This window comes from Marinobacterium weihaiense, from assembly GCF_019061305.1.
GTDB classification, from domain to species: domain Bacteria; phylum Pseudomonadota; class Gammaproteobacteria; order Pseudomonadales; family Balneatricaceae; genus Marinobacterium; species Marinobacterium weihaiense.
On the sequence record NZ_JAHQZT010000016.1, the window covers coordinates 37,512 to 64,431 of the forward strand.

Here is a 26,920-nt window from a genome sequence, read left to right on the forward strand (position 1 = left end):
CCGGACTTATTTTCCGAGCAGATTTTGCGCTATCCTCTGCTCTGGACCCACTTAACATGAAGGAACACACCATGCTTCGGAAGGTATGCCTCCTGGGCATCGGCAGCACATTGCTTGCAGGATGCTTCGCGACGAACACATCACAAGCTCCGATCGCCTCCACTTATCCCATCACTGAGCAGCAGAAGATGCAGGCTGCCCATCACTGGGATGTGCTGGCACAGCATCAGGCCGAACTGCTGACCCAGAACGACCTGCTGAAGAGCCAGCCGCTGTACATCAAGGGCGCCGACCAGGTGACTCCGTTCAGTACCGCCTTTGACAGCCTGCTGACCAGCCAGCTGGTCGAGAAAGGGGCTTACGTCAAGACCAGCGCGGCCCAAGCTGCGCAGATCAGCTACAAGGTACAGGTCGTCAAGCATGATGACCGTGGAGCCATCCGCCCGCCCAAGGGTGCACTGACAGCACTGGCCACCGGCATCGCCGTTGCCACCATTCCCTTCAATCACTGGGGTGAACCGGCACTGGCACTGCTGCCCGCAGCTGGTGCAGCGGATCTGTTCGGCGGCAATCTGACCAGCGAAACCGACCAGGAAGTGGTCATTACCACTCAGGTCACCATGGCTGACCAGGTGGTGTACTCCAACTCCAGCATCTACTACATCAACCCGGGTGACAACGGTCACTACAAGCCTGCTCCGGTGAAAAACGTCAACGTTAGCAATGAGTGGTAAGGAGTGCCCGTCATGATGAAGCATTGCAAGAAAGTTCTGGCCGCTTCCGTGGTGGCTGTCGCCCTGGCGGGCACGGCCGGTTGTAGCACAACGAAGCCGCAGTCTCCGATGTCCGTTCAGGTTGATCTGATTGCGGAAATCAAGACGGCTGCCACTCAGCTGATGGGTAACGCCCGCGGCTTGCACACCGACAGCCCGGTATTGGCCGCAACGTTTGCCGACATTGATGATTTACAGCAATCGTCCACGTTCGGTCGCACCCTGTCCGAACAGTTCACCAGTGCGCTGTCGAATCAGAACCTGCCGGTGATCGAGGTGAAGATGCGCGACAGCCTGTTCGTCAAGGAACGGACCGGTGAGCTGATCCTGTCTCGCAAGTTGCACAGCCTGGTGCAGGCGCATGATGCGCAGGCCGTATTGCTGGGCACCTATGCTATCGGCGGCCACAATGTCTACGTCAACGTACGCATTGTCCGCACCAGCGACAACATCATCCTGGGCTCTCACGACTTCAGCTTGCCACTGAACCGTGACATCAAGGCCATGCTGCCGCGCAAGCGCTAAGCGATCCGCGTCTTGCTCAGGTAGAAAAGCCGGCGTAATGCCGGCTTTTTGGTTTCTGTGGTTCAGCCACCATCAGCGGGATCAACCGGCAGCTGCCAGTCAATCTCTTCCCGCCCCTGCGCCTGTAGCCAGGCATTGGCCTGACTGAAGTGCCGGCAACCGAAAAAGCCGCGATAGGCCGCCAGCGGCGAAGGGTGCGGCGCTTTCAGCACACAGTGCCGCTGCTGATCGATACCGGCCCCCTTCTTCTGGGCATGACTGCCCCAGAGCATGAACACCACCGGCTCGCATTGCCGGTTGACCACATCGATGATCCGGTCGGTAAAGGTTTCCCAGCCACGCCCCTGATGCGCACCGGCGTTACCCTGTTCCACTGTCAGCACAGTATTCAACAGCAGTACTCCCTGCCGTGCCCAGTGCTCCAGATAGCCATGCCCCACCGGCGCAATGCCCAGATCGGTCTGCAACTCCTTGTAGATATTGACCAGCGAGGGCGGTACCTTGATGCCGGGCTGCACCGAAAAGCACAGCCCGTGCGCCTGTCCCGGCTGGTGGTAGGGGTCTTGCCCCAGAATCACGACCTTGACCTGCTCCAGCGGCGTTGCTTCCAGAGCATGGAACCAGTTCGACGAGTGTGGATAAATCACCTTGTGCGCCGCCTTTTCGGCCTGCAGAAACTGCTTCAGCGCCTGCATGTAGGGCTGATCGAACTCCGGTTGCAGCCAGGACTGCCAGCTGGGTGCCTTATCCAGTGCCATAGAGCCTCCTGAAAATAATCGCCGCAAGTAGCTGTTTCTGTACGTCCCTGCGCCCGCGGCATAAGTACGTTTTTACACAAACGCTGACTCTGCACCATCATGTACTCGCAGCATAAATACATGTACAAAAAGGGCCACTCGAAGTGGCCCTGTGGATAACTCGCTACGTTCTATCAGCGATCAGCCGCGCGGGCGCATGGCCGGGAACAGTAGCACATCGCGGATTGACGGCGAGTCGGTGAACAGCATCACCAGACGGTCGATGCCGATGCCTTCACCGGCCGTTGGCGGCAGGCCGTATTCCAGTGCCTGCACGTAGTCGGCGTCAAAGTGCATGGCTTCGTCGTCACCGGCGTCCTTCTCTTCCACCTGCTTCATGAAGCGTTCGGCCTGGTCTTCGGCGTCGTTCAACTCCGAGAAGCCGTTGGCCAGTTCACGGCCAGCGACGAAGAATTCGAAGCGGTCGGTGACATGCGGGTTGTCATCGCTGCGACGGGCCAGCGGGCTGACTTCGGTCGGGTACTCGGTGATGAAGGTCGGCTGCTGCAGACGATGCTCGACGGTCTTCTCGAAGATCTCGATCTGCACCTTGCCCAGACCCCAACCATCCTTGACATCGATGTCCATGCGCTCGGCGATCTGGCGCGCTGCGGTTTCATCGGCCAGGGCTTCAGCGGTGATATCCGGGTTGTAGTGCAGGATGGAATCAAACACGCTCATGCGGGTGAACGGCTTGCCCATGTCGTATTCAAAGGTTTCCAGCACTTCGCCGTCTTCGTTGCGCACGGTGTTGGTCACCACGGTGGTACCCAGCACGTTCTGCGCCACGGTCCGCAGCATGTCTTCGGTCAGATCCATCAGGTCATGGTAATCCGCATAGGCCTGGTAGAACTCGATCATGGTGAATTCCGGGTTATGACGAGTGGAAAGCCCCTCATTGCGGAAGTTGCGGTTGATTTCGAACACGCGCTCGAAGCCACCCACGACCAGACGCTTCAAGTACAGCTCCGGCGCAATACGCAGGTACATGTCCAGATCCAGCGCATTGTGATGGGTGACGAACGGACGCGCAGTTGCACCGCCGGGAATCGGGTGCAGCATCGGCGTTTCCGCTTCGATGAAGCGGCGCTCGATCAGGTACTGGCGGATACCGGACACGATCTTGGAGCGCATCTCGAACACCCTGCGCGACTGATCGTTCATGATCAGATCGACATAGCGTTGACGGTAACGCATCTCCATGTCCTGCAGGCCCTTGAACTTGTCCGGCAGCGGACGCAGGCTCTTGGTCAGCATTTCGAACTCGGCCATGTCGACGTAGAGGTCACCCTTGCCGGACTTGTGCAGCACACCGCTGACACCAATGATGTCGCCCAAGTCTACGGACTTGGCGAAGGGGCGCGCCGCCTTGTTGACATACAGCTGAATACGGCCGCTCATGTCCTGCAGCACCATGAAGGCACCACGGTTGAGCATCACTCGACCGGCGACGGAGACGCGAATAGCGGCGGCTTCCAGTTCTTCCTTGCTCTTGTCGCCATGGGCCTGCTGCAGGTCTTCGGCATAGCTGTCGCGACGGAAGGTATTGGGGAAGGCATTCCCCTCCTGACGCAGCGCGGCGAGTTTTTCACGACGCTCGGCGATCAGGCGGTTTTCATCTTGCTGCACGTTGTTGTCTGACATCGGGATTACCTTGAAACGAGTGCTTTACAGGCCGGCCTTGAGGCTGGCTTCGATAAACTGGTCCAGATCGCCGTCCAGAACGCGATCGCAGTTGGAAGTCTGCACGTGGGTACGCAGGTCCTTGATGCGCTGGTCATCCAGCACGTAGGAGCGGATCTGGCTGCCCCAGCCGATATCGGCCTTGGTGTCTTCCACTTCCTGTGCGGCTTCGCGGCGCTTCATCATTTCCATTTCATACAGCTTGGCGCGCAGCTGCTTCATACAGGTATCACGGTTCTGATGCTGGGAGCGCGCGGCCTGGCTCTGTACCACGATGCCGGAAGGCTCATGGGTGATACGTACCGCCGACTCGGTACGGTTGACGTGCTGACCACCGGCACCGGAGGCACGGTACACATCGACACGCAGGTCGGCCGGGTTGATTTCGATCTCGACGTTGTCATCGATTTCCGGTGACACGAAAACGGACGAGAAGGACGTGTGGCGGCGACCGCCGGAGTCGAACGGCGACTTGCGCACCAAACGATGCACGCCGGTTTCAGTCCGCAGCCAGCCAAAGGCATACTCGCCTTCGAAGCGGACCGTCGCCGACTTGATGCCGGCCACTTCACCACCGGAGACTTCCAGGATCTCGGTCTTAAAGCCCTTGCTTTCGCCCCAGCGCAGGTACATGCGCAGCAGGATTTCGGCCCAGTCCTGCGCTTCGGTACCGCCGGAGCCGGCCTGAATCTCCAGGAAGGCATTGTTGCCATCGGCTTCACCGGCAAACATGCGGCGGAATTCGAGCTGCTCCAGCATAGTCTTCAGTCGTGCCACGTCGGCTTCGACTTCCACAACGGTATCCTCGTCATCCTCCTCGACGGCCATGTCCAGCAGGTCGCCGGCGTCACTGATGCCGGTTTCCAGCTCGTCGATGGTCTTGACCACGTTCTCCAGTCCGGCCCGCTCCTTGCCCAGCTGCTGGGCGTTTTCCGGGTCGTTCCAGACATTGGGATCTTCCAGCTCACGCTCGACCTCTTCCAGGCGCTCGCGCTTGCCGTCGTAATCCAGGTAGGTGCGCAGCGCTTGAGTACGCTCGCTGAACTCTTTCAGACTGTTGAGAATCGGATTGATTTCCATCGTGGTACTTGGATACTCGCTGCTTGGAAAAAGGGAAACATTCTAACCGATACCGGCCGCTGTTTGAATGATTGTACCTCAGGTCGGCACCACTCGACTTGCCCCTTCCCCTAAGCGAGAATGCCCCCTGACGGGCAAAGGAACAGGATGATGAAACGGACGCTTGCACTCCCCGGCGCACTGGCTCTGCTGGCCACGCCTTCGGCCTGGGGAACCGGCCATGGTACCAGCACGCTGATCGACCTCAGCACCAGCGTATACGGGTATCTGGCCCTGCTGATCTTCCTGCTGGGCTACATGTTCGTGGTGCTGGAAGAGCACCTGGCCCTGCGCAAGTCCAAGCCGGTGATCGTCGCCGCCGGCCTGATCTGGATTCTGGTCGGCCTGGCCTACCGGCAGCACGGCGATCCACATACCGCCGGCATCGAGTTGCGCCGCTACATTCTCGATTATGCCGAGCTGTTCCTGTTCCTGCTGGCGGCGATGACGTTCGTGAACATGATGGAAGAGCGGCGCGTGTTCGTGGCGCTGCGCACCTGGCTGGTCTCGCGGGAGTACTCGCTGCGCACCATCTACTGGGTCACCGGCGGGCTAACCTTCATCATCTCGCCCATTGCCGACAACCTGTCCACTGCCCTGCTGATGGGCGCGGTGGTATTGGCCGTGGGCGACCACAACTATCGTTTCATCTCGGTGGGCTGCATCAACGTGGTGGTGGCCGCCAACGCCGGCGGCGCCTTCAGCCCGTTCGGTGACATCACGACGCTGATGGTCTGGCAGAAGGGTGCGGTACAGTTTGTCGAATTTTTCGAGCTGGTGCTGCCAGCACTGGTCAACTGGCTGGTACCGGCGCTGCTGATGAGCCTGACCGTCGAACGCTCACAACCTGTTGGCGAGCGTCGTCATCAACGCATGAAAAAGGGTGGCGTGACCATCATGCTGCTGTTTCTAGCCACCATCCTGCTGGCAGTCATGGTACACAGCCTGCTGCATCTGCCCCCTGTGCTGGGCATGATGACCGGCCTGGGGGTGCTCAAGATCTATGGCTATTACCTAAGCTACCATGATCCTGTGTTTCGTGAGCAGGGGCACATCACCCACCACCATGCCGAGAACACCACCAGCCACAGCATGCTGCGCGGCGACCATACCGGCGTTATCCGGCGCTTCGATATCTTCAAGGTCGTCGAGCGCGCCTCCTGGGACACGCTGATGTTCTTTTATGGTGTGGTACTCTGTGTCGGCGGACTGGCAACGCTGGGCTACCTCAGTAACCTGTCGGTACTGCTCTACGGCAGCTTGGGCGTGGACCTGGCCAATGCCATCATTGGCCTGTTGTCATCGCTGGTGGATAACATTCCCATCATGTTTGCCGTGCTGGCCATGGATCCGGGCATGAGCCTGGACCAGTGGCTACTGGCGACACTCGCCGTCGGTACCGGCGGCTCCCTGCTGTCGATCGGCTCCGCTGCCGGGGTTGCACTGATGGGGCAGGCTCAGGGAACCTATACCTTCATGAGCCATCTCAAGTGGAGCTGGGCGATCCTGCTAGGCTATATCGCCAGCCTTTTCTGTCACCTTTGGTTAAGTGGATTCTGACATGACCCGACAACCCGTCACTGTAGAAAGCAAACCGGTCTGGGACATTTTCGTGCGTCTGTTTCACTGGTCGCTGGCGGCCAGTATTCTGTTTGCCTGGTGGAGCGGCGAACAGGGCGGCAACTGGATGGAGTGGCATATGTACGCCGGTTACAGCGTGCTGGGGCTGGTACTCTTCCGCCTGATGTGGGGCTTTGCCGGTAGCCATTATGCCCGCTTTGCCGAGTTTGTTCGCTCACCGGTCCATACCCTGCGTTACGGCTTGAAGCTGGCACGCCATGAGGAGCCGCACTATACCGGCCACAACCCGCTGGGCGGCTGGATGGTGCTGGCCCTGCTGCTGCTCAGTGCAGCACAGGCTGGCACCGGTCTGTTTGCCAACGACGAGATTTTCACCGAAGGCCCGCTGGTGCACCTGGTGAGTTATGACCTAAGTGTTGAAATCACCCGCTGGCACAAGCTGATCTTTGACGGCCTGCTGATTGCCATCGGCCTGCATCTGCTCGGTGTGCTGGTACACCAGGTATTCAAGCGCGAGAAGCTCATCCAGGCGATGCTGCACGGCCGCAAGCCGGTCGGCATTTCGGAAGAGACCCATGCGTACGCTCCCCTTGTTCGCGGACTGGTACTGGCACTGGTCGCGGCGGCAGTCATCTGGGCCATGCTCAACCTGCTGTAAAACAGCATCAAAAAAGGGCGCCGCAGCGCCCTTTTCTACAGTCTGATGCAGATGCCGCGCATCAGTCCTTGAAGTTGTCGTGGCAGCCCTTACAGGTTTTGCCCACTTCACCGAAGGCCGGCTTGATCTGGTCCATGTCACCGGTTTTAGCCACTTCGGCCAGTTTAGCTGAACGCTCAACCAGTGCGTTCATGCCGCCCTCAAACTTGTCCCACTCGTCTTCGATTGCCGGCAGTGCATCGGTTTCACCGCTGTAAGTGCCGGGCATGAAGCCTTCCATCGGCAGCTTGCTCAGCTGGGAGACGATCTCGGCACGGCGACTGAAGTCTTCTGCATCATAGTCGACCTTGCCCTTGACCATTGCACCCATGGTGCCGAAGTGCCAGGCCATGGCGCTGAACGTTCCCTGACGGTAATTGATCGCGTCTTCCGGCTTGGCCGCAATTGCAGTGGTGCTGGCCGCCGCCAGCATGCCCGCCAATCCCAGTGCAGCAATTTTCTTCATGGTATGTCCCTTTCTCAGTGAGTGTGGCTGTATTTTATATTAGATTGCGCTAATTAGAAGATTTAATCTTGCCGTTGAATCAGCCCTTTGTGCTGTCAGGCCATGATAAAATCCGTTCTAATGTAGGCTTTCACTCTGGCCCTGACAAGGATGCAAAGTTCCATGCCGCTGACCCTCCGCCTGCTGATTCCCTTTGCACTGGGGTACTGGCTGTCCTACGTTTTTCGCGTGATCAACGCCGTTGTTGCACCGGATATCATGGCCGAAATGACACTGGACAGCGCGACTTTGGGACTGGTGTCCAGCGCCTACTTCCTGACCTTTGCCGCCTGCCAGATTCCGCTGGGCATTGCGCTGGACCGCTACCAGACCCGCACCGTGGCCGCCTTTCTGCTGTTATTTGCCGCCCTGGGCAGCCTGGTGTTTGCACTGGCGCAGAACAGCCTAGGCCTGTGGCTGGGGCGCGGCCTGATCGGCATTGGCGTCTCCGCCTGCCTGATGGCCGCTTTCAAGGCCTACGCCAGCTGGCTCAAGCAAGAGCAACTGCCGCTGATCAACGGCCTGCAACTGACCAGCGGGGGGCTGGGCGCACTGACGGCCACAGCCCCGGCACAGACCCTGCTCCAGCTGACTGACTGGCGCGGCCTGTTCCTGCTGTTGGCACTGGCCAGTCTGTTGATCGCAGTCCTGGTGCGCATCACGGTGCCGGCACGCCCCCTGCCAACCAAGCATGACCGCATTGGCGAACAGCTGCGCCAGACTCTGGCGGTCGTGCGCACGCCAGCGTTTTACCAGCTGGCACCAGCCAGCATGCTGTCGCAGTCGGTGTTTATTGCCACCCAGTCGCTCTGGGCCGGGCTATGGCTGCAGCAGGTCAACCAGCTGCCTGCACAGGCGGCCGCCGACATGCTGTTCGTCTCGGCCGCCAGCATGGTGGCCGGCTTTCTGGGGCTAGGGGTGATTGCAGCCCGGCTCAATAGGCTGGGCATCAGCACCGAACAGGTCAGCGCGGGGGGTATGGCGTGCTTTCTGCTGGCACTGCTGTGGATACAGTGGCATCCCGAACGGGCGCAAATCCTTGCCTGGGTGGCATTCGGCTTCTTCGGCACATCGGGCACGCTGATGTTTGCCGGGCTGGCACAGCGCTTCCCGGTCGGTATCAGCGCGCGGGTCAGTACGAGCCTGAATCTGGGCATTTTTCTGGGCGCATTCGGGGTGCAGTGGGGCATGGGATGGATCATCGGTACATGGCCGGCCATCAGCGAAGGCCTCTACCCGCCCGAGGCCTACCGCACGGCGCTGGCCGTTGCGACCGCCCTGCAGGCGAGCAGCCTGCTCTGGTACCTGGTCTGCCGGCTGCGGCCTCAGGCGTCGAAGGCTGCCAGTACCTGAGGCAGCCAGGCCTGCAACCGCTCTTCGGTCTCACCGTGCTGGCCGTCTTCATCCAGCGCCAGCCCGACGAAATGCCGGCCGTCGGCCGTCAGGGCACGCGAGGCCTCGAAGCTGTAACCCTCGATTGGCCAGGGCACCACTACCTCGGCACCAGCCGAGCGCACCTGCTGAGCCAGCAGGCCCATGGCATCCTGAAACCATTCGCCATAGCCCAGCTGATCCCCCAAGCCAAACAGGGCCACGCGCTTGCCACCCAGATCGAGCGCGGCCAGAGCGTCCCAATGCTCGTCCCAGTCTTCCTGCAGCTCACCGAAATCCCAGGTGGGGATACCCAGGATCAGACAGGTGTACTCCACCATGGCGCTCACGCCTTCCACGGCAATGTCATGCAGGCGGATGCGCTCCGGCAGCTGCGCCGCGATCTGGTCGGCAATCTGTTCCGTGTTGCCGGTGGTACTGGCGTAAAACAAACCGATGCTGACGGCCATAGTCTCCATCTCTTCAACAATAAAAAAGCAGCCTCCCGGGGCTGCTTCGTCTGGTCAGTGTATCAGTGGCGCACTTTACTGCTTGCCACTGAAAGCCTCAAGTGAGCCCTGCGCCAGTTGCTGCATTGCCTGCTGGGCTTCGGTCAACGCCTTCAGGTTCTGCTCATTGGCGGCTTTCAGAGTTGTTTCAAGTTCCTTGGCGTACGCCTGCTGCAGCTCGATCAGATCGTTCGGGTTCTTGCACTTCTGCAGCTCGCTGGACTGCTGCATGGTCGCTTCCAGACAGGCCTTGGTGCACTCCATCTGTTGACGAGTCAGCTCTTCCAGCATTTTGGTCTGAATGTTGACCAGTTCACGGAATGGCGCCATGGATTCGTTGAATTGCTTGGTCATGTCCTGAAACATCGGTCAGCCCCCCTTGGCTATTGTTATTAATACTTCCAATTAATCATTGTAGACTGAAAGCCGCAAGCAGATTCTGCTGCGTTCACGATGTAGATCACACACGATACACTGACGAGGTACTTTCATGCGCATGCTGCATACCATGTACCGGGTTTCCGACCTGGACAAATCCCTGGCGTTCTATACCGAAGTACTGGGCATGCGCCTGCTGCGGCGCAAGGACTACCCGGAAGGCAAATTCACCCTGGCCTTCGTCGGTTTCGGTGACGAAGCGGACAACACGGTGCTGGAGCTGACCCATAACTGGGAGACAGATGGCTATGATCTGGGCAACGGCTACGGCCACATTGCCATCGAGGTGGACGACGTCTACGCCGCCTGCGATCAGATCAAGGCACGCGGCGGCGATGTGGTGCGTGAAGCCGGGCCGATGAAGAACAGCAACTCGGGGACCATTCTCGCCTTCGTGCGTGACCCAGACGGCTACATGATCGAGCTGCTCAGCCCCGAACGCAAGGACTGAGCAGCGCAGGCCAGGGTTGCCTCAGACGCGAAAGCGTGTGGCAGCCGCCTGCAGGTCGGTGGCCAAGCGCGCCAGTTCATGGCTGGCGCTTTCCGCCTGGGAGGCACCGGCGGATGACTCCTGAGCCCCATCATTGATGGCCACCAGAGAACGGTTGATCTCTTCGGCCACACTGCTCTGCTCTTCCGAGGCACTGGCAATCTGCGCGTTGAGATCGGTAATGTGCTGCACCGCCGTGGAAATACGGCGCAGCGCATCACCGGCTTCTCGGGCCTCTTCCCCGGTCTGTTCGGCCCGCGTCTGGCTCAACGTCATCGCCTCCACCGCCGTGCGCGTGCCCTGCTGCAAACGTTCGATCACCGCCTGAATCTCGGTGGTGGACTCCTGGGTACGCTGTGCCAGCGAGCGCACTTCGTCCGCCACCACGGCAAAGCCACGCCCCTGATCCCCGGCACGCGCCGCCTCGATGGCCGCATTCAGCGCCAGCAAATTGGTCTGCTCGGCAATTTCGCGGATGACGTCCACCACGGTACCGATGTTTTCGCTATCCCGGCCCACCACGGCCACCTGCTCTGCAACCTGCGCAACCTGTTGCACCAGCTCCTCGGTTGAAGCCGCCGCACGCACCACAACGGCATCACCGGTACGGGATTCTTCCAGCGTTGCACGTGCTTCCCGATCCGCATTCTCGGCACTGCCGGCCACTTCCTGCACCGTCGACACCATTTCATTCATGGCGGCTGCCACCTGTTCAACCTCGGCCTGCTGCCGGTTGATGGTCTGGCTGGAATGGCTGCTGATGCTGCTCATCTCTTCCGCGGCAGTGGCCAGCTGGGTTGTCGCGTGGGTGATCTGTCCGACCAACTGCTGTACCTGTGCCAACATGTGGTTAAAGCTGGTGGCCATCCGGCCCAGCTCGTTATCCCCCTTGATCTCGGCACGTGCCCGCAGATCAGAATTGGACGCCACCTGATTCATCACACCCTGCAGGTGTTCCAGCGGCTGACGGATAGAGCGATAGTTGTACCAGCCCAACAACGCCAACAGGATCACCACCACAGCAGCCAGGCCAATCTGTAGCTGCCGGTTGTGCTCGTAATTGGCACGCATCTGCTGCCGCATCTGATCCGCTTCCGACAACTGCAAGCCAACCAGCTCGCTGACCTTGCTGCTGACCGGGTCAATGGTGCGGTATAGAGCGCCGTTGAACTCCGCCGTCAGCTCGCCCTTGCTGGTGCCGCTGAGCGTTTCCAGCTTGCGCGTGAGGCGCTCGATATCGGCATTGGCCGCTTCCAGCCGCTGTTCAACCTGGCTGACCAGTCGCGATTCCTCGGGCGTCAGGTCCGTCGAGCGATAGGTCTGCCAGTTGCGCGCGATCAGGCGCTCGGCCTCGCGCACCCCCTGCAGCGCCGCCTCCGCTGTCATCAGCCCCTTGTCGACCTTGTTGACGGCGTCGATAATATTGACGGCATAGAGATCGGAAACCTGTTTGAGTTGCTCCAGCGGTACCACGCGATCCCGGTATAAGCGGTCCACATTACTGTTGGCACCACTCAGCTCGCTCAGGGAGTTCAGCATCATCAGCAGCAGCGCCAGCACAGGCACAATGGATCCCAGCAGCAGCTTGTTGCGTATCGTCATGTTTGATAAGAGCATTTGAACGAGGCTCCGGCAGGCACAGGAGGTGCTTGGCCACGGGTGCCGTGACACACACTTTTCCTGTACAATAAATTAGATTCACCTTATTAACGCACAAGGTACTGAGTTACAAAAGAGTGTCGCAGGTGGGGATCAATATTATGGCATTCCCGGCTCCGTCACCACAATACTGTTCTGGCTGTAAACAATTTCGGCGGAAGCCGTCCTGAACGACTTCCTGAATGCATCACATGATGACGAAGGCATGGCTTTAATGAACAAATCCGCATTTTTTGCAGCGGCCGGGCTGCTGTTCACCCTGCATACCACCTCTGCTTTAGCAGCCAGTGTTGACGCCGCCAAGCGCGCGCTGGATGCCGGTGACTACACCAAGGCACAGGCAGAACTGGAAAGCCTGGTCAAGAACCAAGACCCGGCTGCCCTGAATCTGCAGGGCCAGATGTATGAAAATGGTTGGGGTGTCGAGCAGGACACCGAGCGTGCCCGCAAGCTGTATGAACAGGGGGCGCGCCAGGGCCACCTGGAAAGTGTCAACAGCCTGCGCGCATTGAAAAACAAGGAATACACGGTCGAATTTAACCGCCTCAAGCCACTGGCCGAACAGGGTGACGGCGAAGCCCAGAACCGCATTGGCGAGATGTACGAATTCGGCTATGGCGTTGAACGCGACAGTGATGCCGCCCTGCAGTGGTACCGTAAGGCCGCCGACAACAACGTCGTGGCCGCCTGGCACAACCTGGGACGCAGCTATAACTTCGGTACCGGTGTCCAGCAGGATTACGCCGAAGCCGAGCGCTGGTACCGCAAGGCCGCCGAGCAGGGTTACATGGAATCCATGTTCTTCCTGGGCACGCTCTACTCCAATGCACATGGCCAGGATAACAGTGTGGACACCAACATTGCAGCCTATGCCTGGATGCATAACGCGGCCCTTCTGGGCAACCGCACCGCTGCAACCATCGAAACCCGACTGTTGCTGAAGCTGGAAGACAGCCAGCTGAAAGAAGCCAAGGCGCTGGCCGAGCAATACAAGACGCAATATGTCACGCCCTTCCAGTAAGTCATGTCGGGAGAGCCTTCCACTCTCCCGCACCTATTTATAACCAATAGTAATATTGAAAGAGATTATATTCTTAGATCTCTTTTAACGGCTTCGTTAGACTCGCCTGCATTTGAGCCGACACGAGTGACACGATGACCGCCCAACAGCTCCCCGCCTCGACTTCTGCCACCGCTATCCAGAGCCCGCGCCAACCGATCGCACTGCTGGTATCGCTGCTGATGACAGCGGCTCTCGCCAGTTACCTCTATACCGTGCAGGACAGCCATGCCAGCCTGGTCATGCTGCTGGGCGCGGCACTGGGGGTGGCGCTATACCACGCCTCCTTCGGATTCACCACAGCCTGGCGGACGCTAGTGGTAACCGGACGGGGCCGTGCCCTGCGTGCCCAGATGCTGATGCTGGCCGTCGCGGTCTGCCTGTTCTTCCCCACCCTCGCCGCAGGTGAGCTGTTTGGCCAAAACGTTATCGGCTTCGTGCGCCCGCTGAGCATTTCCGTACTGGTCGGCGCCTTTATCTTCGGCATTGGCATGCAGATCGGCAACGGTTGTGCCTCGGGCAACCTCTACCATGCCGGTGGCGGACAACTGCGCGCCCTGCCCGGCATGGCCGGCTTTGCCGCCGGTGCCCTATGGGCCACGCGAGACTATGAATGGTGGACCACCCAGCCATCGCTGGCACCGGTCAACCTGATCGAACTGCTGGGCACCGGACCGGCCATCGCGTTGAATCTGCTGGTGTTCGCCGCCATCGCCCTGCTGACGCGGGTGGTGGAAAAGCGTCGCCACGGCGACCTCGAAGCCGACGATGCCGGCCAGGGGCAGCCTTGGTCACGGCGCTTGCTGCGCGGTCCCTGGCCGTTCATCTGGGGCGCCGTAGCCCTGGCGCTGCTGAACTTTGCCACTCTGGCCCTCATCGGCCGCCCCTGGGCCGTGGCGCTGGGCTATCCGCTGTGGGGCGCCAAGGCAGCCGAAGCCCTGAACCTGGGGCTGGATATCGACTTCTGGGGCTACTGGCTGCTGCCGGGACGGGATACCGCGCTGATGGGTAGCATTCTGGAAGACAGCGCCAGCCTGATGAACATCGGCGTCATTTTGGGCGCACTGGTCGCGGCCACGCTGGCCGGACGCTTCTCGCTGAGCTGGCGCATGCCGCTGATGCAGTGGCTGGCGGCACTGCTCGGCGGAGTGATGCTGGGATACGGTGCCACCATCGCCTTCGGCTGCAACATCGGCGCCTATTTCGGCGGCATCGCCTCCGGTAGCCTGCACGGCTGGCTCTGGCTGGTGGCGGCTTTTGCCGGCAGCTTTGTCGGCACTTGGCTGCGCCCGCTGTTTGGCATGTCACGCGGCTAAGACCTGCTCACGCCGGGCTTAGCCCGGCTCCGCCTGCGGTGCTACAATCGGCGGCGACATCAGCCGGATTCAGGAAACGACAGCATGCACCGCCCCTTCACACAGGAATTCACTCAGGTTACCCCCGCCGCCTTCATCAAGCGCCTGATGGCCATGGTATATGACGGTCTGCTGGTGATTGCACTCTGGATGGTCATCGGCGGCATCGGGGTGGCCCTGAACGATGGCGAAGCGATCAGCCTGGAGAGCAGTTCACGCATGGCCGTGGCGCTGTTCAATTCGGCCCTGTTTTGCGCCACGTTCCTGTTCTTCGGCTTTTTCTGGACCCGCAACGGCCAAACGCTGGGCATGCTGGCCTGGCGCCTGCGCATTCAGACCATGGCCGGTGGCCGCCTGAGCTGGGGACAAGCGCTGGTGCGCTTCATGCTGGCCATTCCGTCACTGGGGCTGTGTGGTTTGGGCTTTATGTGGATGCTGCTGACGGACGAGCGCCTGACGCTGCATGATCGCTGGTCGGGCAGCTGCATGGTACAGCTGCCCAAGCCGGAGAAGAAAAAGAAGTAAGCCGGCCGGCCTTAACCGGCGCGCCGCAGCAGCCAAACACCGGCCCCGCCGCAGAGCACGATCGGCACCACGATCGCAATCAGCGGCGGAAAACCGAACACGGTACTGGCCGGGCCCAGCAGATCCTGGGCAAACTTGAAGATCAGGCCGAAAATGACCCCCGCGATCACCCGCTGCCCCACCGTCACGCTGCGCAGCGGGCCAAAGATAAACGACACCCCGATCAGCACCAGTGCCAGTATCGCCAGCGGCTGCAGCAGCTTGCCCCAGAAGGCCAGCAGATAGGTGTCGGCATTGACACCCTGCGCCTGCAGATAATGGGAGTAGGACCAGAGTCCACTGATCGCCAGGTCCACCGGTTCCACCACGATCACCGACAGCAAGTCTGGCGTCAGGCCACTTTGCCAGGCTTCGCTCGGCAGATTGGCCACCTCCGTGGTGCCCTGCTCGGTAAAGCGGGTGCTGCGCACCTCTTCCAGCTGCCACTGGCCATCGGCATAATGCCCAACGCGGGCGTAACTGGCACGCTCCAGGCGGTTGTCGTCACTGAAACGGTAACGAGTCACACCGTGGATAACCCGTCCACCCTCGACCACATTGATGTGGATAAAACTGTTGCCTTCCCGGTGCCAGACGCCGTAGCGCGAGCTCATCGCGCTGCCGCCGGACTCCTCCAGCGCACGGAAACTCTGCGCCGCCTGCTCGGTCTTGGGCACCACGAACTGACCCATGGCCAGCGCAATCAGCGCCAGCAGCAGCACCGGCTTGAACACCGCCAGCAGAATACGCCCGGTACCGAAGCCAGCCGCTCGCATCACCGTCAACTCGCTGTGGCTGGCCAGCATACCCAGCCCGATCAGGCAGCCGACCAGGCTACTCAGCGGAATGAACTCGTAGATGCGCTTGGGGATGGTCATGAACAGGTAGATCAGCAGGTCGCCCAGGCTGTACTGGTCGGTCAGATCATCCAGCTGATCCAACAGCGCCGATACCAGATCCAGCCCGACCACCACCAGCAGCACACCGAAGACGGCCCCCATCACATGGCGCGTGATATACCACTCAAGACGCAACATCAGGCACCCCTCCGGCGCGGTTTGGGCAAGCGGGGCACACGGTGCCAGACATGCTGCCAGAAGCGATCGGCCAAAATCAGGTTGGCGGCAAACAACAGGAAGCCGCCGTGAATGGCCCAGAGCACCCACACGGACAGTTTGTCGTCCTCGATGGCTGAACGGGTACTGGTCAGCAGCGACAGATACAACAGATAGACCACGATCGACGGAATCAGCTTGGCAAAACGGCCATGACGCGGATTGGTGCGACTCATGGGCACGGCAATCAAAGTGACGATGAACGCCAGCACCGGCAGCGACAGGCGCCAGTGCAGCCGGGCCTGCTGTTCCGGGCTGTCACTGCCCAGCAGCTGCAGCGTCGGCAACGCATCCAGCTCGGTGATTTCACGGCTGATTTCTGCTTCCGGCAGGCTGATGCCGTAACTGTCATAGGTGGTCTGGCTGTAGGCGGCCTGTCCCGGCGTACCGTCGTAGCGATAGCCGTTCTGCAGCACCAGGAAACGCCCGCCGAACTCGGCCAGCTCCTGGCGCACGGCGCGCTCAGCCATCAGCACGATCGGTTCGCCGCTGGCGTTACGCTGGGCAATGAATACCTCCTGCAGCTGGTCACTGTCGGCATCGTAGGATTCAGCATAGGTGACCTGGCGGCCACGGGTCTGGGACTGGAAACGCCCCGGCGTCAACAGTTCCAGTTCGCTGCGCGCCTCCTGCTGGCTGAAGATCTCTTCCGACTTGGCGGCCCCCATCGGCGCCAGCCACAATGTCATCGACGCGACCAGCGCCGCCACCAGTGCCGCCGGCCCCATGGCATAGAGCGCCAGTCGCTTCTGGCTGATGCCACAGGCACGCAGCACGGCGATCTCGCTGTCCAGGTAGAGGCGTCCGAACGCCAGCAGGATGCCCAGAAACAGGCCCAACGGCAGCAGCAATTCCAGAAAGCCCGGAATGCGCCACAACATGACCCAGAACACGAAGTCGGCTTCCAACTTGCCGGTCGCGGCTTCGGCCAGATATTTAATCAGGCGCGCGCTGGTGATGATCAGCAGCAGAACAGAGGTGACAGCTGCCGTGGAGATCAGGGCTTCACGGGCCAGGTAACGGAAGATTATCAAAACGGATTCCCTTTCACCGCCATGGTTTCCAATCGGAGAAATGGTTTATAGTGCGCCCTACATCAACAAAAGATATCAGCAGTATAAGTGGCGCAAAGTCGATCGGCCCAGAGTGCCCGTGGCACCGAGGCGGCCGAGAATCGGCGCATTATCGCGCAATCAGTCTGTAATGTCTTGTACGGAGTCGTCATGGATTTTGAGATTATCAACGGCAGTGTTGAAGCACTGGAAAGCGAATGTATCGTGGTGGCACTGGATGCAGATGGCACGCTCTGCCCCTCCGCCGCCGCCGTGGACAAGGCCGCCAATGGCTATCTGACCGAGCTGGTCAACAGCGGTGACATCTCCGGCAAGGCAGGCGAGCAGCTGTTGCTGTTCAAGGTACCCGGCGTCGCGGCCAAGCGCGTGCTGCTGGTCGGCCTGGGCACCGCCAAGGAGCGCAAGGACCGCCACTACCGCAAGATGCTCAAGGGCGTTGTCGCTACACTGAAAAAATCCTCCATCACCTCGGTGGTGTTTGCCTTCGACGGCTGCGCCAGCTACCGCGATGACGTCTACCGCGCCACCCGTCAGCTGGTGGAGTGGGTCTCTGCCGAGTTCTACCAGTACGACGAAACCAAGAGCAAAAAGGCCGAACCGGCCAAGCTGGAAACCATCCAGATCCTGCTCGACGAAGACGATATCGAACTGGGTGAAGGCGCGCTGCTGGACGGCGTCGCCATCGCCAACGGCGTGGACACGGCCCGCGAGCTGGGCAACCTGCCGGGCAACATCTGCACCCCGACCTACCTGGCCGATCGTGCTCTGGCGCTGGGCGAAGAGTTCGACGACGTGGATGTCAAGATTCTCGATGAAGAGCAGATGGCCGAACTGGGCATGAATTCCCTGCTGTCCGTGGGCCGAGGCAGCGCCCAGCCGTCACGCCTGATCGTGATGGAATACAACGGCGGCGAAAGCGGCGACAAGCCGCATGTACTGGTCGGCAAGGGCATCACCTTCGACACCGGCGGCATCAGCCTCAAGCCGGGCGCGGGCATGGACGAGATGAAGTACGACATGTGCGGTGCCGCCAGCGTCTTCGGCGCCATGGAAGCTGTGGCCGAAATGCAGCTGCCGCTGAACGTGGTCGGCATTGTTGCCGCGGCCGAAAACATGCCGGGCAGCCAGGCCACCAAGCCGGGGGATATCGTCACCACCATGTCCGGCCAGACCGTCGAGATCCTCAACACCGACGCCGAAGGCCGTCTGGTGCTCTGCGATGCGCTGACCTATGCCGGCAAGCACTACACCCCGGAAACCATCGTTGATATCGCCACCCTGACCGGCGCCTGTATCATCGCCCTGGGCCACCATGCCACCGGCATTCTGGCCAACGACGACGAACTGGCCGGCGCCCTGCTGGATGCCGGTGACTACGCTTCCGACCGTGGCTGGCCGCTGCCGCTGTGGGACGAGTTCCAGGAACAGCTGGACTCCAACTTCGCCGATATCGCCAACATCGGCGGTCGTCCGGCGGGCACCATCACCGCCGCCTGCTTCCTGTCCCGCTTTGCCGAAGAGCAGCGCTGGGCGCACCTGGACATCGCCGGTGTGGCCTGGAACAGCGGCGGCAAGGAGAAAGGCGCCACCGGTCGCTGCGTGCCCATGCTGAGCCAGTACCTGCTGGATCTGGCCGAGCAGGTTGAAGTGGACGAACACGACCACGCCCACGAGGACTGAGCCTTGTCCCGCGCAGACTACTACATTCTGCCGGACAGCGACGCCGACAGCCGGGCCGCCTTTCTGTGCCGTCTGTGCGACAAGATCCTGGGGCTCGGCCTCAGGGTCTTCATCAGCACCGAACACGAAAGCGCGGCCCGGCAGCTCGACCAGCAGCTGTGGAGCGCCAGGCCCGAGAGCTTTGTGCCCCACGTGCTGCTGGGACAGTCCCCCGACTCGCCCATCGAGATCGGCTGGGATGACCAGCTGCCGGACCACCGCCAGGTGTTCGTCAATCTGTCGGGACGCCTGCCCGATGCCGCCTTCGGGTTTGAGCGGGTGGTGGAGATTGTCGTCCAGACGCCCGAAGTACTGGCCAACCTGCGGCAGAACTACGCCCTGTGCCGCGAGCACGGCTTTGAAATCCACAACCACGACATGCGTCCGCGCGGTTGAGCCCGGCCTGACACCTCTGATCGGGCTGCTTACCTGAGCACCTCGCCTATACTGCATCCGAGACGCAAGGAGCCATCGGATGAAAAAGCTGTTCATCAGCCTGATTCTGCTACTGCTGATCGGTAGCGCCCTCTACTTTCTCAATCGCCCCGACCCGGTCGGCGTGCGCCTGTACAGCGTCGAGACCGGTACCGTCGAACAGATCGCCGCCAACAGCCGTGCCGGTACGGTCAAGGCCTGTCGCCGTTCTCGACTGTCGATGCCCCAGGGCGGGCGGGTCGAACGCCTGCTGGTGGACGAAGGCGACCACGTTGAGCAGGGCCAGCCGCTGCTGGAACTGTGGAACGCCGACCGCAAGGCACGGCTGGAAGAGGTCGCCGCCACCCTGAAAGCCCGCGAAATTCAGGCCGCAAGTGCCTGCCATACCGCGGCCCTGGCACAGCGTGAGGCCCGCCGCGCCGAATCACTGGCGAAAAACCGTCTGGCCTCGGAAGAACTGATCGACCAGCGCCAGACCGAAGCCCGTCGCTCGGCCCTGGCGTGTGAGCAGGCCCAGGCCATGACCGAACAGGCCCGCGCCACGCTGAAACTGCACCAGGTGCTGCTGGATGACACCATCCTCAAGGCGCCTTTTGCCGGCGTGGTCGCCGAAGTCAACGGCGAGATCGGCGAATATGTCACCCCCTCCCCGCCCGGCGTGGCCACCCCGCCCGCGGTCGACCTGATCGATGACGACTGCCTGTATGTCCGTGCGCCCATCGACGAAGTGGAAGCCGCCCGTCTGGCGGTGGGCCAGCCGGTGCGCATCACCCTGGATGCCTTTCGCGGTCGTAGTTTTGTCGGTGAGCTGATCCGCATCGCCCCCTTCGTCTCCGAGCTGGAAAAGCAGGCCCGCACCGTGGATGTGGATGTCCGCTTCACCCCGCCGCCGAACGACGCTCACCTTCTGGTGGGCTACAGCGCCGATATCGAGGTGATCATCGAGCGGCGCGATGCGGTGCTGCGCATTCCCACCGAGACCCTGCTGCAGGGCAACCGTGTATTGCACTTTGATGCCGCCGGCCAGACCCTGGAAGCGGTCGCAGTTGAAACCGGACTGGGCAACTGGAGCTGGACCCAGATCCAGGGTGGCCTGGACGCGGGGGATCGCATTCTGCAGTCACTGGATACCGAGGGCGCCGAGGCCGGTGCTCGGGTGGTGCCGCTGCCATGATCCGCCTTGAGCAGCTGTGCAAGCGCTACCAACTGGGCGATGAGCCGGTGATGGCGCTGGATCATGTCGACCTAGGCATCGATGCCGGGGAGTACCTGTCGGTGATGGGGCCGTCCGGCTCGGGCAAGTCGACCCTGCTCAACATGCTCGGGCTGCTCGACACCCCCGACAGCGGCCGCTACTGGCTCGGCGATACCGAGGTCAGCGCTCTGGGTGAAGAGGCCCGCGCTGCCCAGCGCAACCGCCAGATCGGGTTCGTGTTTCAGGCTTATCATCTGATCGACCGGCTCAGCGCCCGCGAGAACATCGAACTGCCGCTGGTGCTCACCGGCACCGCGCCGGAGCAGCGCCGTCCGCGGGTGAATGATCTGCTGCAACGGCTGGGGCTGGAGCGCCACGCCGATCACCTGCCCAATCAGCTCTCCGGCGGCCAGCGCCAGCGCGTCGCCATCGCCCGCGCGGTGATCCGCAAGCCCGCCCTGCTGCTGGCCGACGAGCCCACCGGCAACCTGGACAGCCATTCCGGCCAGGACGTGATCGAGCTGCTGGAAGAACTCAACGATGAGGGCATCACCCTGGTGATGGTGACCCACGACCCCAACATGGGCCAGCGGGCACGGCGGCGGCTGTGGATGCAGGATGGCCAGTTGCTGAAGGATGAGCGGGATGCGCAGCCCTGACCTGTTGCGCTTCAATTTGCGCCTGCTCACCGGCCAGTGGTTCCGCTCGCTGATGACCCTGCTGGCCACCGCCGTGGGTGTCGCCGCCGTACTGCTGCTCACCGGCATGGGCGAAGGCGCACGCCGTTTCGTGCTGGAGGAGTTCAACCTGCTCGGCAACGATGTGCTGATCATCCTGCCGGGGCGCAAGGAAACCACCGGAGGCATCCCGCCGCTGACCGGCGAAGGCACCCGCGACCTCACCCTGGGCGATGCCGAAGCCCTGCTGCGCTTGCCGGGGGTGCGAACGGTAGCGCCCCTGATCGTCGGCCTGGCCCAGGTCGAAGCCAACGGCCGCAATCGTGAACTGGTGGTGGTCGGCACCAGCCGCGAACTGTTCAACATGCGCCAGCTGCAGGCCGCCCAGGGCCAGGTCTTGCCCGACCTCCCCCTGGACCGTGCCGAAGCGGTCTGCGTCATCGGCCACGCGGTGCGCGGCATGCTCTACGACCAGCAGCCAGTGCTGGGCCGCTGGCTCAGAACCGGCGACCGCCGCTGCCGCGTGATCGGCGTGCTGGAAGATCGCGGCGTGTCGCTGGGCACCGACCTGAGCGAATCGGTGATCATCCCGGTAGCCAGCGCCCAGCAGCTGTTCAACACCCAGGGCCTGTTCCGCCTGTTCGTGCAGGTCCAGCATCTGGAACTGATCGAGCCGCTGAAACCGGCCATTCTCGATCTCATCCAACAGCGCCACCAAGGCGAGCGCGACATCACCCTGATTACCCAGGACAGCCTGCTGGGCGTGTTCGACGATGTGCTCCAGCTGCTCACCCTGGCCGTGGGCGCCATCGCTGCCATCAGCCTGATCGTGGCCGGTATCCTGATCATGAACATCACCCTGATCAGCGTCAGCCAGCGCACCGCCGAGATCGGCCTGCTCAAGGCGCTGGGCGCCAGCGAACGCCAGGTGCATCGCCTGTTTCTGAGCGAAGCGCTGATGATGACCCTGATCGGCGCGGCGCTGGGCATTTTGATCGGCTACGGCCTGCTCTGGGGCGGGCACTGGCTGTGGCCGCAGTTTCCGGTCTCCGTGCCCCTGTGGGCCCTGCTGGGCGCCGTGTTGCTGGCAGTCGGCGTGGCCCTGATCTTTGCCTGGCTGCCGGCGCGCAAGGCCGCGCGCCTGCCGCCGGTACTGGCCCTGAAGGGGATCACCCATGCGTAGCGCCGACTACCTGCGCCTGACCCTGACCAGCCTCAGGGCCAGCCGCCTGCGCAGCGCCCTGACCGTACTCGGCATCGCCATCGGCATCTGCGCCGTGGTCCTGCTCACCACTCTGGGCGAAGGCCTGCGCCTGTATGTACTGGAAAACTTCTCCCAGTTCGGCAGCCGCATCATCGCCATCAACCCCGGCAAATCCCAGACCGGCGGCACCGGCGGCCTGCTCGCCAGCACCCGCCCCCTGCTGGTGGAAGATGCCTGGAGCCTGGAGCAGCTGCCCTTTGTGGAATACGTGGTACCGGTGGTGCAAGGCAGCGGCGCTATCGAGTACGGCCGCCGCGTCCGCTATACCGACATCATCGGCGCCGGCAGCGACCTGGCCCCCGCCTGGCGCTTTGAACTGGCCCAGGGGCGCTCGCTGCCGGACGGTCGTAACGGTTATCCACAGCCCTGGGCGGTGCTGGGCCACAAGGTCAAACAGGAACTCTTTGCCGAGCAGAACGCTCTGGGGCAGTTCATCCGCGTGGGGGGCGAACGCTACCGCGTGGTCGGCGTGATGGCGGAAAAAGGCCAGATGCTGGGCTTTGATCTGGACGATATCGTCTACATCCCGGTGGAACGGGCCCTGAGCCTGTTCAACCGCCCCGGCGTCATGGAGATCGACGTCACCTACCGCCCCGGCATCAGCGCCCACGCCATGGCCGAACAGGTACGCCAGCGCCTGATCGCCCGCCACGGCGTGGAAGACTTCTCCCTGATCACCCAGGACGAGATGCTCAAAAGTCTGGACCGGATACTAGCCATTCTCACCGTCGCCATCGGCGGCCTGGGCGGCATCTCACTGGTGGTGGGCGCCATCGGCATCGTCACCATCATGGTCACCACCGTGCATGAACGCCGCGCCGAAATCGGCCTGCTACGGGCCATCGGCGCCACCCGCCAACAAGTGATGCGGCTATTCCTCGGCGAAGCGGTATTACTGGCACTGATCGGCGGTGTCGCCGGCATCCTGATCAGCGGCCTGGCCCTGGGCGTACTGGCCTTGGCCATGCCTGAACTGCCGATCCGGCTGGACCCCTTCTACCTGCTGCTGGCCCTGGCGCTTTCGGCACTGGTGGGACTGATCTCCGGCGTCCTGCCCGCCCGCCGCGCCGCCGGGCTGAACCCGGTGCTCGCGCTGCAGAGCGAGTAGGTTGGGAGGCTGGTTAGGGGCTGGTTAGGGGCTGCTTTTTGGCCCCGAAGCAGACATTAACGCCAACAGCACGCGCGGCTGCGAAATGGAGGCGAAGCCGCAATGTAGTAGACGTCGCCGTGACTGTGATTGTTAGGCTCAATTACCGGTTTTGCGCCGATGATTAATCGACAAAACCGAAATAGTGGCCAACACCCAGAACGGTTTCCACAAATTTCTTGGCTGTAGCACGAGCCATAATCACAGATTTGCCATCGACATTCAGATAAATACTATCCTCGTCATAGAATGAAGAGCGGCCAAACTCAATATCCATTTTTTCTTTCCCGCCCTGACATTTTACCGTTTCTTCAAAAACATGGTTGTCGCTATAACTCAAACCCTTCTTGTAAAGTGACGACTTTTGATCGTCAGATATGAACGTTGGGCTTCTTGCCTAACGCCAGCATCAGCCGGCGCGCTATTCGCGCGCGCGGCTGAATGCCATCGTTAGGCGATTGATCGTGTGTTGATTCTTTGCCTGGAAAAATAATTTCAACCAGCCCCCTTTAAGTCTTTAATTGCAGGGTGCGAAACGCCGCTTCGATGAATAACGCCTGGTTGAGAAACGGATTTTTACTGAATAGGTCGCCGGATGTCACTCGATCAATCAGTGACTGGCGCGGATTGCTAGTGTCTGTATTGGGTAAGTTAGCTGATGATTGGGGAATAAACTTGCCTGCATTCTCACTTGGCTCATGCACTAAATAGATTGTACCTGAAGCAATAGCGGCTTGGCGTCGTCGGTCACTGGCAAGTAACCCGGCTGCCAGTTCAACATCATCAGCATCGAGGTTGTTCTCTACAGCATAATCATACGCAGCTTCCAACGCTTCTCTGTCGCTTTCCGATAAAAAATCAAAGACATTTCCACTATCAGATGAAGGGTTAGGTCTTGGTATCGTTTCACGAATGTTGTGGTCTTGCTGCAAGGCATTTCTCAACGCTTGGCCATCTATATCAATTTCGGTATTGGCTGTTACCATGCTAACGGCTTGGTCAAGCAACGCTTGGCCTCTTGCTATGGGAAGGTAACTGGGCCCAAGTTCTTGGCGTAAAAACTCGTTCGCGCCTTGCATCAATAGGCTTATAGAATGACCTCGGGCGCTAATCTGCAGGGCTGGATTAGTAGTATTGCTGATCCGAGAGCCGGAGCTGCTTGTATTCTCTGAATTCGTTATATTCTTGGAATTAGCAACGGAGGTATCCGACTGCAATGCGCTTTGGGCTGAGCTGTTAATAAATCCAGTGATGATATTCATGCTGCATTTCCTCCTTATGACAAAGGGGGCAATCTGTCATATTCCTGACTCCGTGACTTAAAACTCAGCTCGCATCTCCACACACCTGTAACCACGCGGCCTGCGGCGGTAATATGGACGCCATTCTCGATTCACCCAGACAGTGATATCTTACTATGCGTACCTTCAAGCTGGAACAGTCCAAAACCGAGATTATCACACCCCACGGCGGTCTGGCGCTGGTTGGCCACAGTGTCAACAGAATGACCTCCCTGGCTAAGACCTCGCGCTCCATCGTCAAGCGCCATGGCATCGCCAACATCGATCTCATCCGCACCTACCTGGGGTTGATTTGCCTTGGCAAGAGCGACTTCGAAGCGGTCGAACACGCACGCCATGACCCCTTCTTTAAAGCGGCCATGGGCATCAAGCAATCACCCTCATCGGCCCGGCTGCGTCAGCGTTTCGATGAAGATGCCTGCGCACTGATCCCGTTGTTGGATCAAGCCAGTGTCGAGTTTCTGTGCAAGGCTTCGGTGCCTGTCGGCACACTTGCCACCGGTCACGCGCCGCTGGATATAGACGTCTTCCCCATGGACAACAGCAACAGTAAAAAAGAAGGCGTGGCCTATACCTACAAGGGGCATGACGGCTACGCCCCCATCGCGGCTTACCTGGGCACTGAGGGCTGGTGTCTGGGCTGTGAGCTGCGACCGGGTAACCAACACGCCAACAAGGAGTTTATCCACACCCTCGACAGAGTGCTGCCTCGGGTGCGTCAGCTGACCGATGCACCGCTACTGGTACGGCTTGACAGTGCCCATGATGCCGCCGAGAACCGCGCGTACTTCCGTGCGCACGGGGTGGACTACCTAATCAAGTGGAACCCTCGCTCGCAAGACGGTTTGGCCTGGGTCGACAAGGCGAATGCCGCCGGCGCACTCTGGTGCCATACCCGACCGGGAAAAATGGAAACGCTGGTGAGCGAACCGCTGGATGGCACCGATGACCGCCTGATCGTCAAGGTGACGGTGCGCCAGAGTGACAGTTCAGGGCAGCTGTTTCTGGAGCCTGAGGTGAGCCTGGAAGGCTGGACGACCTCGTTCAAGCCGGACACGGCGGATCATGCCAAGGTGATGGCGCTCTACCAGGATCACGCCACCAGCGAACAGTTCCACAGTGAGTTCAAGACTGATCTGGATCTCGAACGTTTGCCGTCAGGGAAGTTCGATACCAACGACCTGGTCATGGCGTTTGCTGTACTGGGCTACAACATATTGCGCTGGATGGGACAGCGCGCACTGCTGGGACCGGATGCGCCGGTACGTCATCCGGCCAAACGTCGGCGGCTGAAGACCGTCATGCAGGAGCTGATGTATATGGCCTGCCGCCTGGTCAGCAGCGGCCGCCGTCTTTACCTGCGTTTTGGCCAACATTGCCCCGGGTTCGGGGCATTCAGTCGTGTCTACGAGTCGGTCTGATCCACCCGGTCTGACTCACCTTGTCAATAGCCCAAGCCACGGAAAGCCATGATGCATGGCAGGATGCTCTGTGGTTCGCCGATAGAATTGGCGCAAAAAACGTCGAAGAAGAGGATGATTGATGCTGCAATAGCGCAGACGCGGCGGCAGAATCCGGATAAGATCGAGCGGTGTTAAAGGGCACGGTCATACTCAGGACAGTGGCGCCGCAACGACAGATGAAGTCACTGATTCAGGATATTGTATTACATCAGTAGCTGTAATCCACTCTTACTGTATCCGCTGTACGGATAGTTGAATACGCTGGATACGCTCCTCCGACTAAAGTAAATCGTAAATGGAAAGTGCCACGGGCAGGGCGAGAGCGTGAACAAAAAGTAATCAGTTCAGTCTTTGAGCTTTCCTCCACCAAGGCATTTGTGATCAGATACTGGCTTTTGTGATGAC

General features: G+C 60.7%; 28 protein-coding genes. 16 read left to right on the forward strand and 12 right to left on the reverse strand.

All coding sequences use genetic code 11. The features are described 5' to 3' along the window. Positions 1–188: 188 nt before the first annotated feature. Both KTN04_RS12245 and KTN04_RS12250 read left to right on the forward strand, forming a co-directional pair. Positions 189–734, forward strand: coding sequence for a hypothetical protein (locus KTN04_RS12245; protein WP_254262536.1), 546 nt, complete (start codon positions 189–191; stop codon positions 732–734). Between the two features lie 12 nt (positions 735–746). Beyond that, the gene (locus KTN04_RS12250) at positions 747–1,298 is read left to right on the forward strand and encodes a FlgO family outer membrane protein (RefSeq protein WP_217335515.1); all 552 of its coding nucleotides are present in this window, start codon (positions 747–749) and stop codon (positions 1,296–1,298) included. A gap of 62 nt (positions 1,299–1,360) precedes the next feature. Here the strand turns inward: KTN04_RS12250 and ung are convergent, their stop codons facing one another. The 3 genes from ung to prfB form a co-directional block, all read right to left on the reverse strand. Next, positions 1,361–2,056: a uracil-DNA glycosylase gene (gene ung, locus KTN04_RS12255; protein ID WP_217335516.1), complete on the reverse strand. Its 696-nt coding sequence runs from the start codon at positions 2,054–2,056 to the stop codon at positions 1,361–1,363. Positions 2,057–2,236: 180 nt separating this feature from the next. Then, a complete protein-coding gene (gene lysS, locus KTN04_RS12260) occupies positions 2,237–3,739 on the reverse strand; it encodes a lysine--tRNA ligase (protein ID WP_217335517.1) in 1,503 nt (500 codons plus the stop codon). Positions 3,740–3,763: 24 nt separating this feature from the next. Continuing rightward, positions 3,764–4,858, reverse strand: a complete 1,095-nt coding sequence (prfB, locus tag KTN04_RS12265) for a peptide chain release factor 2 (RefSeq protein WP_217335518.1) — start codon at positions 4,856–4,858, stop codon at positions 3,764–3,766. 150 nt (positions 4,859–5,008) lie between these two features. Between prfB and nhaD the strand changes: the two genes are divergently transcribed. Together nhaD and KTN04_RS12275 are read left to right on the forward strand one after the other, a co-directional pair. Next, positions 5,009–6,457 (forward strand): sodium:proton antiporter NhaD, encoded by a 1,449-nt coding sequence (gene nhaD / locus KTN04_RS12270; RefSeq protein ID WP_217335519.1) that lies wholly within the window; start codon positions 5,009–5,011, stop codon positions 6,455–6,457. A gap of 1 nt (position 6,458) precedes the next feature. Then, complete coding sequence (locus KTN04_RS12275) at positions 6,459–7,136, forward strand: cytochrome b/b6 domain-containing protein (protein WP_217335520.1); 678 nt, start codon at positions 6,459–6,461, stop codon at positions 7,134–7,136. Positions 7,137–7,197: 61 nt separating this feature from the next. Here KTN04_RS12275 and KTN04_RS12280 read toward each other — a convergent pair whose 3' ends face one another. Beyond that, complete coding sequence (locus KTN04_RS12280) at positions 7,198–7,641, reverse strand: c-type cytochrome (protein ID WP_217335521.1); 444 nt, start codon at positions 7,639–7,641, stop codon at positions 7,198–7,200. Between the two features lie 162 nt (positions 7,642–7,803). On the opposite strand from KTN04_RS12280, the gene KTN04_RS12285 reads away from it, so the two are divergent. Beyond that, positions 7,804–9,033, forward strand: coding sequence for an MFS transporter (locus KTN04_RS12285; RefSeq protein WP_217335522.1), 1,230 nt, complete (start codon positions 7,804–7,806; stop codon positions 9,031–9,033). Here the strand turns inward: KTN04_RS12285 and KTN04_RS12290 are convergent. Further along, positions 9,006–9,521 carry a flavodoxin gene (locus KTN04_RS12290; protein WP_217335523.1) on the reverse strand — a complete coding sequence of 172 codons (516 nt, stop codon included), beginning with the start codon at positions 9,519–9,521 and terminating at the stop codon, positions 9,006–9,008. The genes KTN04_RS12285 and KTN04_RS12290 overlap by 28 nt on opposite strands. Before the next feature lie 75 nt (positions 9,522–9,596). Continuing rightward, complete coding sequence (locus KTN04_RS12295; protein ID WP_254262537.1) at positions 9,597–9,914, reverse strand: phasin family protein; 318 nt, start codon at positions 9,912–9,914, stop codon at positions 9,597–9,599. 136 nt (positions 9,915–10,050) lie between these two features. Here KTN04_RS12295 and gloA point away from each other — a divergent pair, with 136 nt between their 5' ends. Beyond that, positions 10,051–10,449, forward strand: coding sequence for a lactoylglutathione lyase (gene gloA, locus KTN04_RS12300; RefSeq protein ID WP_217335525.1), 399 nt, complete (start codon positions 10,051–10,053; stop codon positions 10,447–10,449). A 21-nt stretch (positions 10,450–10,470) separates the two neighbouring features. On the opposite strand, the gene KTN04_RS12305 is transcribed toward gloA, so the two are convergent. Further along, positions 10,471–12,105, reverse strand: coding sequence for a methyl-accepting chemotaxis protein (locus KTN04_RS12305; RefSeq protein ID WP_217335526.1), 1,635 nt, complete (start codon positions 12,103–12,105; stop codon positions 10,471–10,473). Between the two features lie 256 nt (positions 12,106–12,361). On the opposite strand from KTN04_RS12305, the gene KTN04_RS12310 reads away from it, so the two are divergent. From KTN04_RS12310 to KTN04_RS12320, 3 genes are all read left to right on the forward strand, one after another. After that, positions 12,362–13,168, forward strand: coding sequence for a tetratricopeptide repeat protein (locus KTN04_RS12310; RefSeq protein WP_217335527.1), 807 nt, complete (start codon positions 12,362–12,364; stop codon positions 13,166–13,168). A gap of 134 nt (positions 13,169–13,302) precedes the next feature. Then, positions 13,303–14,523 carry a YeeE/YedE family protein gene (locus tag KTN04_RS12315; RefSeq protein ID WP_217335528.1) on the forward strand — a complete coding sequence of 407 codons (1,221 nt, stop codon included), beginning with the start codon at positions 13,303–13,305 and terminating at the stop codon, positions 14,521–14,523. An 84-nt stretch (positions 14,524–14,607) separates the two neighbouring features. Then, positions 14,608–15,087 carry an RDD family protein gene (locus KTN04_RS12320; RefSeq protein ID WP_217335529.1) on the forward strand — a complete coding sequence of 160 codons (480 nt, stop codon included), beginning with the start codon at positions 14,608–14,610 and terminating at the stop codon, positions 15,085–15,087. Positions 15,088–15,098: 11 nt separating this feature from the next. Here KTN04_RS12320 and lptG read toward each other — a convergent pair whose 3' ends face one another. Both lptG and lptF read right to left on the reverse strand, forming a co-directional pair. After that, on the reverse strand, positions 15,099–16,163 hold the full coding sequence (gene lptG, locus KTN04_RS12325) for an LPS export ABC transporter permease LptG (RefSeq protein ID WP_217335530.1): 1,065 nt from the start codon (positions 16,161–16,163) through the stop codon (positions 15,099–15,101). Beyond that, on the reverse strand, positions 16,163–17,275 hold the full coding sequence (lptF, locus tag KTN04_RS12330; protein WP_217335531.1) for an LPS export ABC transporter permease LptF: 1,113 nt from the start codon (positions 17,273–17,275) through the stop codon (positions 16,163–16,165). Before lptF ends, lptG begins: the two co-directional genes overlap by 1 nt. Before the next feature lie 189 nt (positions 17,276–17,464). On the opposite strand from lptF, the gene KTN04_RS12335 reads away from it, so the two are divergent. The 6 genes from KTN04_RS12335 (at position 17,465) to KTN04_RS12360 (ending at position 23,712) form a co-directional block, all read left to right on the forward strand. Then, positions 17,465–18,994: a leucyl aminopeptidase gene (locus tag KTN04_RS12335; RefSeq protein ID WP_217335532.1), complete on the forward strand. Its 1,530-nt coding sequence runs from the start codon at positions 17,465–17,467 to the stop codon at positions 18,992–18,994. Positions 18,995–18,997: 3 nt separating this feature from the next. Then, positions 18,998–19,429, forward strand: coding sequence for a DNA polymerase III subunit chi (locus KTN04_RS12340; RefSeq protein WP_217335533.1), 432 nt, complete (start codon positions 18,998–19,000; stop codon positions 19,427–19,429). A gap of 79 nt (positions 19,430–19,508) precedes the next feature. Continuing rightward, a complete protein-coding gene (locus KTN04_RS12345) occupies positions 19,509–20,642 on the forward strand; it encodes an efflux RND transporter periplasmic adaptor subunit (RefSeq protein WP_217335534.1) in 1,134 nt (377 codons plus the stop codon). Then, on the forward strand, positions 20,639–21,322 hold the full coding sequence (locus tag KTN04_RS12350; protein WP_217335535.1) for an ABC transporter ATP-binding protein: 684 nt from the start codon (positions 20,639–20,641) through the stop codon (positions 21,320–21,322). The genes KTN04_RS12345 and KTN04_RS12350 overlap by 4 nt, the downstream gene beginning before the upstream one ends. Continuing rightward, complete coding sequence (locus KTN04_RS12355) at positions 21,309–22,523, forward strand: ABC transporter permease (RefSeq protein ID WP_217335536.1); 1,215 nt, start codon at positions 21,309–21,311, stop codon at positions 22,521–22,523. Before KTN04_RS12350 ends, KTN04_RS12355 begins: the two co-directional genes overlap by 14 nt. Continuing rightward, positions 22,516–23,712, forward strand: coding sequence for an ABC transporter permease (locus KTN04_RS12360; protein ID WP_217335537.1), 1,197 nt, complete (start codon positions 22,516–22,518; stop codon positions 23,710–23,712). Before KTN04_RS12355 ends, KTN04_RS12360 begins: the two co-directional genes overlap by 8 nt. Before the next feature lie 163 nt (positions 23,713–23,875). Here the strand turns inward: KTN04_RS12360 and KTN04_RS12365 are convergent, their stop codons facing one another. Together KTN04_RS12365 and KTN04_RS12370 are read right to left on the reverse strand one after the other, a co-directional pair. Beyond that, positions 23,876–24,028 carry a hypothetical protein gene (locus KTN04_RS12365; RefSeq protein WP_217335538.1) on the reverse strand — a complete coding sequence of 51 codons (153 nt, stop codon included), beginning with the start codon at positions 24,026–24,028 and terminating at the stop codon, positions 23,876–23,878. Between the two features lie 232 nt (positions 24,029–24,260). Beyond that, entirely contained in the window at positions 24,261–25,013 is a 753-nt protein-coding gene (locus KTN04_RS12370; RefSeq protein ID WP_217335539.1) for a hypothetical protein, read from the reverse strand. 155 nt (positions 25,014–25,168) lie between these two features. Between KTN04_RS12370 and KTN04_RS12375 the strand changes: the two genes are divergently transcribed. After that, a complete protein-coding gene (locus KTN04_RS12375) occupies positions 25,169–26,473 on the forward strand; it encodes an IS1380 family transposase (RefSeq protein ID WP_217335540.1) in 1,305 nt (434 codons plus the stop codon). Positions 26,474–26,723: 250 nt separating this feature from the next. On the opposite strand, the gene KTN04_RS12380 is transcribed toward KTN04_RS12375, so the two are convergent. Further along, positions 26,724–26,920: hypothetical protein (locus tag KTN04_RS12380; protein ID WP_217335541.1), on the reverse strand; the 197-nt coding region annotated here is incomplete at its 5' end.